At 64.8% G+C, this 12824-nt stretch carries 13 protein-coding genes; 6 read left to right on the top strand and 7 right to left on the bottom strand.

What is annotated here, in order from left to right:
* Positions 1 to 5: 5 nt before the first annotated feature.
* Together ACEN9G_RS15820 and ACEN9G_RS15815 are read left to right on the top strand one after the other, a co-directional pair.
* Entirely contained in the window at positions 6 to 323 is a 318-nt protein-coding gene (locus ACEN9G_RS15820) for an ArsR/SmtB family transcription factor (protein ID WP_036236165.1), read from the top strand.
* Positions 320 to 1309 (top strand): cation diffusion facilitator family transporter, encoded by a 990-nt coding sequence (locus ACEN9G_RS15815; RefSeq protein WP_413337274.1) that lies wholly within the window; start codon positions 320 to 322, stop codon positions 1307 to 1309. Before ACEN9G_RS15820 ends, ACEN9G_RS15815 begins: the two co-directional genes overlap by 4 nt.
* Before the next feature lie 48 nt (positions 1310 to 1357).
* On the opposite strand, the gene cysK is transcribed toward ACEN9G_RS15815, so the two are convergent.
* From cysK to tcdA, 3 genes are read right to left on the bottom strand one after another with little or no spacing between them, the layout of a single operon-like run.
* On the bottom strand, positions 1358 to 2290 hold the full coding sequence (gene cysK / locus ACEN9G_RS15810) for a cysteine synthase A (protein WP_413337275.1): 933 nt from the start codon (positions 2288 to 2290) through the stop codon (positions 1358 to 1360).
* A gap of 30 nt (positions 2291 to 2320) precedes the next feature.
* A complete protein-coding gene (locus tag ACEN9G_RS15805; RefSeq protein WP_413337276.1) occupies positions 2321 to 2863 on the bottom strand; it encodes an FKBP-type peptidyl-prolyl cis-trans isomerase in 543 nt (180 codons plus the stop codon).
* 35 nt (positions 2864 to 2898) lie between these two features.
* The gene (gene tcdA, locus ACEN9G_RS15800) at positions 2899 to 3777 is read right to left on the bottom strand and encodes a tRNA cyclic N6-threonylcarbamoyladenosine(37) synthase TcdA (RefSeq protein ID WP_413337277.1); all 879 of its coding nucleotides are present in this window, start codon (positions 3775 to 3777) and stop codon (positions 2899 to 2901) included.
* Between the two features lie 100 nt (positions 3778 to 3877).
* Here tcdA and pdxH point away from each other — a divergent pair, with 100 nt between their 5' ends.
* Positions 3878 to 5074, top strand: coding sequence for a pyridoxamine 5'-phosphate oxidase (gene pdxH / locus ACEN9G_RS15795; protein WP_413337278.1), 1197 nt, complete (start codon positions 3878 to 3880; stop codon positions 5072 to 5074).
* A 38-nt stretch (positions 5075 to 5112) separates the two neighbouring features.
* Positions 5113 to 6327, top strand: a complete 1215-nt coding sequence (locus ACEN9G_RS15790) for a class I SAM-dependent methyltransferase (RefSeq protein ID WP_413337279.1) — start codon at positions 5113 to 5115, stop codon at positions 6325 to 6327.
* Positions 6328 to 6329: 2 nt separating this feature from the next.
* Here the strand turns inward: ACEN9G_RS15790 and msrA are convergent, their stop codons facing one another.
* Positions 6330 to 6869, bottom strand: a complete 540-nt coding sequence (gene msrA, locus ACEN9G_RS15785; RefSeq protein ID WP_413337280.1) for a peptide-methionine (S)-S-oxide reductase MsrA — start codon at positions 6867 to 6869, stop codon at positions 6330 to 6332.
* Between the two features lie 106 nt (positions 6870 to 6975).
* Here msrA and ACEN9G_RS15780 point away from each other — a divergent pair, with 106 nt between their 5' ends.
* On the top strand, positions 6976 to 7476 hold the full coding sequence (locus tag ACEN9G_RS15780) for a flavin reductase family protein (protein ID WP_413337281.1): 501 nt from the start codon (positions 6976 to 6978) through the stop codon (positions 7474 to 7476).
* Positions 7477 to 7608: 132 nt separating this feature from the next.
* On the top strand, positions 7609 to 8802 hold the full coding sequence (locus tag ACEN9G_RS15775) for an acyl-CoA dehydrogenase (RefSeq protein WP_413337282.1): 1194 nt from the start codon (positions 7609 to 7611) through the stop codon (positions 8800 to 8802).
* A 62-nt stretch (positions 8803 to 8864) separates the two neighbouring features.
* On the opposite strand, the gene ACEN9G_RS15770 is transcribed toward ACEN9G_RS15775, so the two are convergent.
* From ACEN9G_RS15770 to ACEN9G_RS15760, 3 genes are all read right to left on the bottom strand, one after another.
* Positions 8865 to 9542, bottom strand: coding sequence for an OmpW/AlkL family protein (locus ACEN9G_RS15770; RefSeq protein ID WP_413337283.1), 678 nt, complete (start codon positions 9540 to 9542; stop codon positions 8865 to 8867).
* A gap of 176 nt (positions 9543 to 9718) precedes the next feature.
* Entirely contained in the window at positions 9719 to 11089 is a 1371-nt protein-coding gene (locus ACEN9G_RS15765) for an SGNH/GDSL hydrolase family protein (protein WP_413337284.1), read from the bottom strand.
* Between the two features lie 196 nt (positions 11090 to 11285).
* Positions 11286 to 12797: an alpha/beta hydrolase family protein gene (locus tag ACEN9G_RS15760; RefSeq protein ID WP_413337285.1), complete on the bottom strand. Its 1512-nt coding sequence runs from the start codon at positions 12795 to 12797 to the stop codon at positions 11286 to 11288.
* Positions 12798 to 12824: the final 27 nt, after the last annotated feature.

Genomic DNA, 12824 nt, shown 5'->3' with positions numbered 1-12824 from the left:
TAAGCATGAGCATCCCACCCGACATCGACAACGCGGTCGACGAACTCGCCGACCTGTTCCACCTGCTGGGCGACCCCACCCGGTTGCGGATCGTGCTCGCCTGCCTGGCGCAGCCGACTGCCGTGGGCGACATCGCCGGCGCGTTGAACCTGTCCAGTTCGCTGGTCAGCCACCACTTGCGCCTGTTGCGCGCGGCCCGCATCGTCAAGGCGGAGCGCCAAGGCAAGCAGGTGTTCTATGCGGCCGCCGATGCCCACATCAGCGGCCTGCTTTCCAATATGTTCGAACACATCGCCGAACCCACCACCGGACTGGACGCATGAGTCACCACCATTCCCACGGCCATGGACATGGCCACCATCATCACCCGGCGCCGGGCGACAACGGCCGCGCGTTCGGCATTGCCATCGGCCTGAACACCGCGTTCGTCGCCATCGAATTCATCTACGGCTTCATCGCCAACTCGACGGCGCTGATGGCCGATGCCGGCCACAACCTGTCCGACGTGCTGGGGCTGGGCCTCGCCTGGGGCGCCGCGCTGCTGACGAAGAGCGCGCCCACGCGCCGCTTCACGTACGGCATGCGCGGCACGACCATCCTGGCCGCCCTCGCCAACGCCCTGCTGCTGATGGTCGCGTGCGGCGCCATCGCGTGGGAAGCCGTGCATCGCTTCGCCCATCCGGAACCGGTGGCCGGCACGACGGTGTCGATCGTCGCCCTCGTCGGCGTGCTGATCAACGGCTTCTCGGCCTGGCTGTTCGTGGCCGGCAGCAAGGACGACATCAACGTGCGCGGCGCCTACCAGCACATGGCGGCGGATGCCTTGCTGTCGCTCGGCGTCGTCATCTCCGGCGTCGTGATCATCTACACGGGCTGGTCGTGGCTCGACCCGGTCGTCAGCCTCGTGCTCGTCGTCGTGATCGTCGTGGGGACGTGGTCGCTGCTCAAGGAATCGATCCAGATGGTGCTGGCGGGCGTGCCGGCCAGTGTCGACGCGACGGGCGTCACGGCCTTCCTGGCCGCGCAACCCGGCGTGACCGAAGTGCACGACGTCCACATCTGGGCGATGAGCACGACGGAAACGGCCCTCACGGCCCACCTCGTGATGCCGGGCGGCTATCCGGGCGATGCGGCCATCGACGAGATCGTCGGGCACCTGCGCGAGGATTTCGCCATCCATCACTGCACGCTGCAGGTGGAACAAGGGACGACCAAGCACAGCAGTTGCTGCCTGCACGATGGGCCGGAGGCGCATGACGATCACGATCATGATCATGACCATCATCACGGTCACTCACACGCGCACTAAACAAAACGGCCCGCATGCAAGCGGGCCGTTTTTACATGGAAAGCCTGATCAGCCGGCCAGGTTCGCGTACAACGCCGTACTGAGATAGCGCTCGCCGAACGACGGAATGATCGTCACGATCAGCTTGCCCGCATTTTCCGGCCGTTTGGCGACCTGGATCGCGGCCCACAGGGCAGCGCCGGACGAGATGCCGACCAGCAGCCCCTCCTCGCGCGCGGCCGCACGAGCCGTCTCGAAAGCATCCTCGTTCTTGACGGTGATGACTTCGTCGTAGGCTTTCGTGTTCAGCACGTCCGGAATGAAGCCGGCGCCGAGGCCCTGGATCGGGTGCGGGCCCTTCGTGCCCTTCGACAGGATCGGCGACGCTTCCGGTTCCACGGCGATGGCCTGGAACGACGGCTTCCTCGCCTTGATCACTTCGGCCACGCCCGTGATCGTGCCGCCCGTGCCGATGCCGGCCACGAGGATGTCGACCTTGCCATCGGTATCGCGCCAGATTTCCTCGGCCGTCGTGCGGCGGTGGACTTCCGGGTTGGCGGGATTGTTGAACTGCTGGGGCATGAAGCAGTTCGGGTCGGCCGCGACGATTTCCTCGGCGCGGCGGATGGCGCCCAGCATGCCTTCCGGCCCCGGCGTGAGCACCAGTTCGGCGCCGTACGCGCGCAGCAGCATGCGCCGTTCGTTGCTCATCGTTTCCGGCATGACGAGGCGGCAGCGGTAGCCGCGCGCCGCACAGACCATCGCCAGCGCGATGCCCGTGTTGCCGCTGGTGGGCTCGACGATGATGGTGTTCGGGCCGATCTTGCCGGCCTGCTCGGCCGCTTCGATCATGGCCCAGCCGATCCGGTCCTTCACGCTGTGGGCCGGATTGTAGAACTCGAGCTTGGCGGTGAGATCGGCGCCGGCGCCCTGCGCCAGGCGGCGGATCCGCACCAAGGGGGTATTGCCGATCAGTTCCGTCACGTCGTTCGCGATACGCATGCAGTCCTCCCGGTTGAGTGAATTGTGGACTTACTTGACCTTCAAGAGTTCGACGTCGAAGATCAGGTCGGAATCCGGCGGAATGGAACCGCCGCCTGCGCCGCGCTTGCCGTACGCGAGTTCGCTCGGGATGATCAGCGTGCGCTTGCCGCCCACCTTCATGCCCTGCACGCCCTGCTCCCAGCCCTTGATGACCTGGCGCGCGCCGAGCTGGAACTCGAGCGGTTCGCGGCCCGCGTCCAGCGACGAGTCGAATTTGCGGCCGCGTTGCCTGGCGGCCAGCGGCTTGTAGAACCAGCCCGTGTAGTTGACGACGACCGTGCTGCCGACGCTGGCTTCGGCACCCTTGCCGATCACGTGGTCGACGACCTGCACCTTCGGCCCTTGCTGTTCCTGGCCAGCGGGCGTCGGGTCGACGGGATTGTTCGGGTTGCCGGGATGGGCCGCGTTGGCGGTGGCCTGGGCCGGGTCCTTGGGACCTTGCAGGCCGTCGCCGGCCTGCTGGGATGCGTCCTGCGCGTTGGCGGCGACGGCCGCCAGCAGCAGGCTCGCGAGGGCGATACGACGGATCATGGAGCCTCTTTTCACGAATCAGTAAAAAACTGATCCTATGATAACAAGGCCTCCTCGGGTTGCACAGCGTCGACGGATTCGGTTACATGATCCGGCACCGGCACGGCATTCGCCTCCTCCGCCATCTTGCGCAGCATGTGGCCGGCCGCGACCATGCCGAACGTCGCGGTGACGACCATGCTCGAGCCGAAGCCGGCGCAGTTCAGGCCGGTGATGCTGTTCGCGTCGACTTCGCAGGCGTCGCCGTCGCCGGACTGCGGGTAGCGCAGCGGTTCCATCGAGAACACGGCGTCGATGTGGTACTTGTTCTTTTCGCCGCGCGCGAAGCCGTAGCGGGCACGCAGGATCTTGCGCACTTTTTTCAGCAGCGGTTCCTGCTCGGTACGGGCGAGGTCGCGCACTTCGATTTTGGTCGGATCCAGCTGGCCGCCGGCGCCGCCGATGACGATCAGCGGGATCGCATGCTGGCTGCAGTACGCGATCAGCGCGGCCTTGGCCTTCACGCTGTCGATCGCGTCGACGACGTAGTCGAAACCGTCCGTGCCGATCATCTGCGGAATGTTGTCCGGATCGATGAAATCTTCGACGAGATCGACCTGGCAGTACGGATTGATGAGCGCGATGCGCTGTTTCAGCGCCTCGATCTTGGGCATGCCGACCGTGGTCGACAGGGCCTGGATCTGCCGGTTGATGTTGGATTCGGCCACGTTGTCGAGGTCGATGAGCGTGAGCCGGCCGACGGCGCTGCGGGCCAGCGCCTCGACGATCCAGGAGCCGACGCCGCCGACGCCGACCACGCAAACGTGCGCCGCACGGAACCGTTCCAGTGCACGCTCGCCGTAGAGGCGGGCAATGCCGCCGAAGCGCCGCTCGAAGTCGACGTCATCGAAGAGGGAGGTGGAAATCGTAGTCATGATCCCTTCATTTTACCGGACGGAATGGCGCTCATTGCTCTAAAATAACTTTCAGTCAATCAAAAAATTTCCCGCATTCTGCACGTCCACAACAGCGATCATGAACAACCTTCTTGCCGACCCCGCTCCCGATTTCGACCAACCCGTCGCCGTCCTCAAGCATTGCCACGGCCGCATCCGCAAACAGCTTGCGACCATGGAAAAACTGCTCGCCCACCTGCCCGAACACGGCGCCGACGAGCAGGCGCGCCAGGCGGCAACGGCCGTACTGAAATACTTCGACAAGGCCGCCCACCTGCACCACGAAGACGAAGAACAGGACCTGCTGCCGATGCTGCTCGCGGTCGCCAAGGGCGACGATGCGGCCACGCTGCAGGCGCTCGCGCCCATGATCTTGCAGGAACACAAGGACATGGATGCAATGTGGCAAGACCTGCACGAGCAGCTGGCGGGGATCGCGGACGGCAGCGGCACGCAGCTGTCGGCTTCGATCGTGCGCCGCTTCGTGCAGAGCTATCACGGCCATATGGAACGCGAAGAAGGCATCGTCGCGCCGATGGCGCTGCGCCTCTTTGGTCCGGATCAGATGGCGCGCCTGGGCGGCGCGATGCGCCAGCGCCGCGGCCTCGAACAGGCGGTGGCCCCGGCATCTTCCATCGGCGAAAAAGTCGCCGACCTGCGCAAGGATTACGGCCAGGCCCGCCTGGACGAGAGCGACGTCGCCGACGACCCGATGGACCAGTTCACGCGCTGGTTCGAGGAGGCGCTGAAGGCCGAAGTGAACGAGCCGAACGCGATGAGCGTGGCCACCGTGGGCGAGGATGGGCGGCCGACGTCGCGCATTGTTCTCGTCAAGCAATTCGATGCGCGCGGCTTCACCTGGTACACGAATTACGACAGCCAGAAAGGCAAGCAGCTGGCAAGCAAGCCTTTTGCAGCTCTGCTATTCTTCTGGAGTGAACTTGAACGGCAAGTGCGGATCGAAGGCAGAGTTGAGCGCACGAGTGCCGAGGAAAGCGATAAGTATTTCAACAGCCGACCATTGAAAAGCCGGCTGTCGGCGATCGCGTCCGAACAAAGCGAGCCGATCGCAAACCGTGCCGCCCTCGAAGAACACTACGAGCAAGTGGCGCGTCAGTATGGCGAAGCACCGCCACGACCACAACACTGGGGCGGTTTTCGCCTGGTGCCGGAACGGATCGAGTTCTGGCAGGGGCGGCGTTCACGCTTCCACGACCGCATCGTCTACACGCGGCAGGAAGATGGCGGCTGGACGCGGCAACGTTTGCAACCCTGACCCGGTGCATCCGGTTCAGGATCAGCCGGAGAAGACGCGTGTTCGATCAACTGAAGCTTTCCGCCTGGACCTCAGGCATACGCAGTAAATTCAACCTGCCTCTGCGCGTGGAATTATGGAACGGCGCGCAGGTGGACCTGTCCCCTGAGCAACCACGCGTGAAAATCCGCGTCCCGAACCCGGGCGGCCTGCGCTACCTCCTCGCGCCGTCGCTGGGCAACCTCGGCGAGGCCTATGTCGAAGGCGCGCTCGAGATCGAAGGACGCGCGGCCGACATGATCCAGGTGGGTTCCGCCCTCGCGGAAACGACGGGCAAGCCGGCGCGCGCGAGCCGCGTCGCCAGCGCCGCCCTGCGCCTCGTCTCGCCGCACACGCGCGAGAAGGATGCCGAGGCAATCCGCTACCACTACGACGTCTCCAACGAGTTCTACAGCCTGTTCCTCGACCCGGCCATGGTGTATTCCTGCGCCTATTTTGAGAGCGGCGACGAGGACCTGGCCACGGCCCAGCAAAAGAAGATCGACCACATCCTCACCAAGATCGGCGTGCAGCCGGGCCAGACGCTGCTCGACATCGGCTGCGGCTGGGGCGCGCTCGTGATCCGTGCGGCCGGCAAGTTCGGGGCGCGCTGCGTCGGCGTCACGCTGTCCGAACGCCAGTACGAGCTGGCGCGCGAGCGCGTGGCGCAGGCCGGGTTGCAGGACCGTGTCGAGATCCGCTTGCAGGACTATCGCGACGTCGCGGGCAGTTTTGACCGCATCACGAGCGTCGGCATGTTCGAGCACGTGGGCGTGGACAATTTACCGGAATACTTCCGCCGCATCAGCAAGCTGCTGGCGCCGGGTGGTGTCGTGATGAACCACGGCATCACGACGACCGATGTCGAGCAGCGCAACAGCCCGCACGGCAGTGGCGAGTTCATCGACAAATACGTGTTCCCCCACGGCGAGCTGGCGCATCTGTCCACCGTCATCCGCACGATGCAGGAAGGCGGACTCGAGGTCCGCGACGTGGAAAACCTGCGCCGCCACTATGCCCGCACGTGCGCGCTGTGGACCGAGAATTTCGAGAACAATGCCGACCGCATCCGGGCGACGTGCGATCCGAAGACGTTCCGCATCTGGCACGTCTACCTGGCCGGCTGCGCGTACGGCTTCGCACACGACTGGATCAGCCTGTACCAGATCGTGTGCGGCAAGGCGGGCGAAGAACCGGACCTGATTCCGTGGTCGCGGCGGTACATGTATCGCTAGCGCTATTTCACCCGATCCGTGAACACCTTGCGGAACTTGGCCACCTTGGGCGCCACCACGAACGCGCAATACCCCTGCAACGGGTGCTGCGCAAAATAATTCTGGTGGTAGTCCTCGGCCTTGTACCACTGCTCGGCCGGCAGCACCTGCGTGACGATCGGCGCATCCCACACGGCGGCCATCTCGGCCATTACCTTGCGCGCCGTCGCTTCCTGTTCCGGCGACGTGAAGAAGATCACCGAGCGGTATTGCGTGCCGACGTCGTTGCCCTGGCGGTTCGGCGTCGTCGGGTCGTGGATGGTGAAAAAGATTTCCAGGATGTCGCGATAACTGATCACGTTCGGATCGAATTCCAGGCGCACCACTTCCGCGTGGCCCGTCGTGCCCGCGCACACCTGCTCGTAGGTCGGCGCGGGAATCTCGCCGCCCATATAGCCCGATTCCACGCGGAGAATACCGCGCGCTTCCAGGTAAACCGCTTCCAGGCACCAGAAACACCCGCCGCCCAGGATGGCCACTTCGGTTGCTGATTGCTGGCTCATGCTGACTCCTCGAGGGATAAATAGTTGTTCATGGTTTCACTGTAAACGAAAGTGCGCGGTCGTGCAGGCTCGGGGGACCGCCGGCCATTGATGGCATAATGCGCGCATGAACACCAGCTCACCTCGCGCCACCACGCGCGGTTTCGATTCCGCCCATTTTCGCCAGGCCCTGTCCCAATTCGCGACCGGCGTCACCGTCATCACGACCCGCCTGGGCGACGGCAAATTCCGCGGCCTGACCGCGTCCTCTTTCAATTCCGTATCGCTGGAGCCGCCGCTGGTGCTGTGGAGCCTGTCGAACGTCGCCAACAGCCTGCCCATCTTCACCGGCAATTCGCACTACGTCATCAACGTATTGTCCGCCGGCCAGGAAGAGCTGGCGCGCCGGTTCTCGCGCCGTGGCCAGGATCCGTTCGAAGGCGTCGAGTACGAATTGTCGCGCACCGGCCTGCCGATCCTGAAGGGCGTCTCCGCCTGGTTCGAATGCCACAACCGCAGCCGCTACCCGGAAGGCGACCACGTGATCTTCGTGGGCGAAGTGGAAGACTGCGCCGTGCATCCACAGTCCGCCCTGCTGTTCCATGGCGGCCGCTTCGGCAGCACCTGATCCTTGTTTGAAAAATGAAAATGCCTGTCGCAGTTTGAAAAGATGTGACGGGGCGGGGTTTCTATAATGGCTCGTCCCGGGCGGCCATCCATTCGCCCGCCACATTCTTACAAAGATTGAGACAGGAGCCCCATGAGCCGTTCCGATACGACCCGCAAAGCCCAGTTCCATTGGGATGATCCGTTGCTGCTGAACGAGCAGTTGCTCGACGAAGAACGCATGGTGCGCGACGCCGCCGCGGCCTATTGCCAGGACAAGCTGCTGCCGCGCGTCCTCGAAGCCTTCCGCCACGAAACCACCGATGCGTCCATCTTCCGCGAGATGGGCGAGCTCGGCCTGCTGGGCCCGACCATCCCCGAGCAATACGGCGGCCCCGGCCTGAACTACGTCAGCTACGGCCTGATCGCGCGCGAAGTCGAGCGCGTCGATTCCGGCTACCGCTCGATGATGAGCGTGCAATCGTCGCTCGTGATGGTGCCCATCTACGAATTCGGCAATGAAGAAACGAAGCAGAAATACCTGCCGAAACTGGCCACCGGCGAGTGGATCGGCTGCTTCGGCCTGACCGAACCGAACCACGGCTCCGACCCGGGCTCGATGGTCACGCGCGCGCGCAAGGTCGACGGCGGCTACTCGCTGTCCGGCTCGAAGATGTGGATCACGAACTCGCCGATCGCCGACGTGTTCGTCGTCTGGGCGAAGGATGACGAAGGCAAGATCCGCGGCTTCGTGCTGGAAAAAGGCTGGAAAGGCCTGTCGGCGCCGGCCATCCATGGCAAGGTCGGCCTGCGCGCGTCGATCACGGGCGAGATCGTGATGGACGAAGTATTCTGCCCCGAAGAAAACGCGTTCCCGGAAGTGCGCGGCCTGAAGGGTCCGTTCACGTGCCTGAATTCGGCCCGCTACGGTATCGCCTGGGGTGCGCTGGGCGCCGCGGAAGACTGCTGGCACCGTTCGCGCCAGTACGTGTTGGACCGCAAGCAATTCGGCAAGCCGTTGGCCGCCAACCAGCTGATCCAGAAAAAACTGGCGGACATGCAGACGGAAATCACGCTGGGCCTGCAGGGCGTCCTGCGCCTGGGCCGCATGAAGGACGAGGGCACGGCCGCGGTCGAGATCACGTCGATCATGAAGCGCAATTCCTGCGGCAAGGCACTCGACATCGCACGCATGGCGCGCGACATGATGGGCGGTAACGGCATCAGCGACGAGTTCGGCGTGGCGCGTCACCTCGTCAACCTGGAAGTCGTCAACACGTACGAAGGTACGCACGACATCCACGCGCTGATCCTGGGTCGCGCGCAGACCGGTATCGCGGCGTTCTGATCGCCCCGGTGCACGAAAAAAACCCGCCGAACACGGCGGGTTTTTTATTGCGCGAAACGCGCTCAGAACTTGTAGCCCAGGGTCAGCACGGTCGACTTCGGGTCCAGCTTCATGTGCTGGTTCTGCCCCGTCGAGAAGTGCACGTCGGTCCGCAGGCGGGTCTTCACGAGTGCGGCGTTGAGGAACCATTTCTCGTTGAAGTTCCAGACGGCACCGATCTGGCCCGAATAAGTCAGTTTGTTGTCGATGCTAAACGTCGTGGCCGGACCACCCGGGTTCGTCAGCGCGGTCAGGCGGAACGAACCGGTTTCCTTGTAAAAGTAGGCATAGGTCACGCCCAGGCCGACGTAAGGACGGAACGCCGCGTTCGGCGAGAAGAAACGGTATTGCGCGAACAACGTCGGCGGCAAGGCATGCGCCGTGCCCAGCTCGCCCGTGCCGGCGATGGCGCCTGCGCCGTAGATGCTGTGCTTGTACGGCTTCGCGATCGTGAATTCGGCGGTGATGTTGTCGGTGATCCCGTAGTTGATGATCGCCACCGGTTCCGTGTCCTTGCCGACGTCGCCCAGCGAATTCGGCAGGGCCGGGGCGGAAATCGCGCCGCTTTCTACCTTCGGTTCGATCTCGATGGCGCCCAGCGACACGGCCCACTTCCCCTTGGCCTGTGCCGCGGCGCTGCCCGCCACGGCCAGCGCACCCGCGGCGACCAGCAGTTTCACGACGTTGGAACTTACTTTCATGTTATCTCCTGATTCTTATTGATGGCCCTCCCGCGGACGGGCCTGTCGTGAACGTCGAAAAACCTGCTGCGCGTTGCACTGTCGGGTTGCGATGCTCGCTGTACTCTCGTACAGCTCCGCTTCTCGCCCGACATTGCGGCCGCTCGCGACGGTTTTCGAGGTCCCCTTCGTGACGATTACAGCCAGCCCTTCACGGCCATCTGCTCGAGGACGTAGCGCGCGATCAGCCAGTTCTCGAACGGCGTCGGGTGCACGTCGTCGGCGAACATGTAGCGGCTGACGTCGCCTGCGATCACGTTCTTCGCATTGCAGACGAGCGACGTCGTGCCCAGCGCGTTCGGGCCGCAGGCCGGGGTCGACGTATTGGTGAGGCCGTACGGCGCCGGGTTGATCACCTCGTCGTGGCTGACGCTCCACAGGTCGACGTACAGCACCTTCGGCTCGCTGGCGACAGCGGCCTTCAGCTGCGCATTGAAGGCGTCGACGGCTTTTCCGATCAGCGCCTGGACGGCGGCCGACTGCGATTTGCCCGACGGCGTCGATGCCACGTCCGGCAGGTTGTTCACGACGACGTAGTTCGCGCCCTTGGCGACGATCTGCGTCTTGACGAGGACGCCCAGCTCGGCGCCGGCCGTCGCCATCGCGGTGACGACACCCGCGGCGTTGGCGGTCAGGTAATCGGCGCCCGCCTTCTGGCCGGCGGCCGTGGCGTCGGCCTGGGCCTTGGCGACCATCGGACCGTACACGGTCGCCTGCGCGGCGGCGGTGTTGCCGGCCATGACGGCGGCGGTGACGGCGGCTTGCACGATGGACGCGTCGGTGTGGCCCGCGCGCGCTGCTTCCGTCTGGATGGCGAGGCCGATCGCCTGGGCCGCGGTGGCCGGGTTCGTCGCACCGGCGGCCAGCTGGGTCGTCAGCGACACGGCGAAGGCCTGGGAACCGGCGGCGGTGCCGGCGGCGGTGGCGTTCGTCGACAGTTGGCCCAGCAGGAACAGGATGTCGTTACCGCCGGCCAGCACGGTCACGAGTTCGGTACCGCTGAACTTGCCGCCGTTCTTGGCCAGGTGGTTCTCGATCTGCGTCACCACGGGCACGGTGGTCAGGCCCAGCGTCGGGTTCACGGCCTTGTTGTTCGGGCCGATCGGATTCGTCACGCGCGAGCCGCCCTGCGCGTAATTGAGGCAATTGGTGTTGAACGTAACGGGCACGGCGAAGCCCTTGGTCGCGTCGCCCTGCAGGCCGGTCTGGGCCGCGCACGGTGCCGGCAGCTTCAGCTGGGCTGCGACGAATTCGGTCCAGTTCTTGCCCGTCAGGTCAGCGTTGATCGACGTGTTGTCGCCGTTGATCGTGAACTTGCCGCCGCCCAGCGCCTTGACGCCACCGACGGCATACGAGCCAACGTCGGACAGGCTATCGCCGAACGATACCTGTGCGCTGAATTTGGTGACCGGGGTCTGGTCGCCGCCGCGAGGGCTGGTGCTGCTGCCGCCGCAAGCCGTCAGGACGGCAGCGGTCAACAGCGCGAGCGCGAATGAGGTCTTACGCATTGTGTCTCCTAAAGAAATTTTTCTCTTTTTGCAACGAACGGCCGTGCTATTCGTGTGCCAACTAATATGCCAGTGTTCGGCATCGTTGTATAGCGAAAAGCTTTGTCGTGCGCCGGCAACAACACCCTGTTGCGACGGCTGGAAACGAGGCCGGCAGCGCGGCCGATTATAGCAATGCCGCCGGTGAATTCATGTCTTAATGTGACAATGTTGTCTGAAAATAATCACGCGTCGCCGCCATGCAGAACGGCGCCACGAGACCGGCGTGATAGGCCGACGCGACGGCACCGTCGCCCGACGCCGCGCGCAGGATCGTCCTGGCCGCCACGAAGCCTGCCTTGGCCGAGCGGTACGGGTCGTTCAGGCTTGGGGTATCGTCGATGTCGAGCAGCGTGATCCTGCTGCCGCGCGCGCTGAAATAGCTCGCGGCCGACGTCGTGTTGAAGAATGGCACGACGGGGTCGTCGTGGCCGCCGCACAGCATCGTGGGTGCATTGGGCATATAGCTGCGCAGATCATTGCGCACGAGCCATTTACGCAGGTTGTGAGCCGGAGTACAGGCCAGCGGCGACGTCGCGCTCTGGTCGCACGGATGCGCGGCGAGATCGGCCAGGTAGCCGCTGCGGTAGGCCGTGCGGATCAGGTTGTTGGCGCCGAAATATGCCGTGTAGCCGGGCGTCTGCGGCTGCGAATCCGCAGCGAACAGGGCGGACTCGGGCAGCTTGCCCTGGTCGACGAGGTCACCGCTGCCGAGGCTGCCCGGCACCAGGTCGGCGATGGATGCGGCGTACTGCGTCTCGTAAACGTCCGACGGCGTCGCGTACAGCGCGGCACTCGCATGCTGGCCCGCGTTGATGATCATCGGCACGATCACGGTGGCACCACTCCGCGGTGCGCCGCCGAACAGGTCGTCGCCGAAGCGGGCGATGGCATACGGACCCGACATGCCGGACGCCGCCGTCAACGTGAACTCGTTCGTGCCCAGGTCTTGCATGGCGCGCTGCGTGGCCAGCGCGACATAGCCGCCTTGCGAATACCCGGTGACCATCAGCTTGCCGGAATCCTTGGCGCCGATCGCCCCGAACGACGTGCGTGCGGCGCGCAGCGCGTCGATCATGTCGGCGGCCTGCGCGACGCGATCCAGGTACGGGTGGTAGCCCAGCGACGAACCGCTGTAGCCCGTATAGTTCGGCGCGACGACGATGAAGCCCTGGGCCGCGAACACGGCCGCCGCGAGGCGCGCTTCCGTGTTGTTGGCGATGTCGGCCATGTCGTAGGATTTCTGCAACGAGGTGCCGTGCGCATACAGCACGACGGGCCGCGAGTTGCTGCACGACGCGCCGCCGCCGGTGGGCACGAAGACGGCGGCGCTGCCGTCCGTCGCTTCGCCGGCGCCGCCGATGGTGTTGTAGTGGACCTTGTACACGGAGACCGAGCACTGCGGTTGCCCCGCGACGGCCAGGGTGCCCTGCTGGGCCGATTCGAGGAAGCCGGCCAGCACGGTCGGAGTCAATGTGGTGAGACTTGCACCGCCGACGTTGACGGCCACGGAGGCGGCCAGCCCCACGAGGCTGCCGCGCGTCGCGACGGGCAGCGGTTCAGGATTCGCGACGCCGGTCGGCGTGCCGCCGGCGGTGGTGCCGCCGCTGCAAGCGGCAAGCAAATAGCCCAGCCCAAGGCTGCAGGCCAGGGTTAAGAGGGAACGCATGGATGTCCTTCGACTCACTGATCAAGG

The sequence above is a fragment of the Massilia sp. Masssp94 genome, from assembly GCF_059491305.1.
This window is presented reverse-complemented; position numbering and strand designations above follow the sequence as displayed.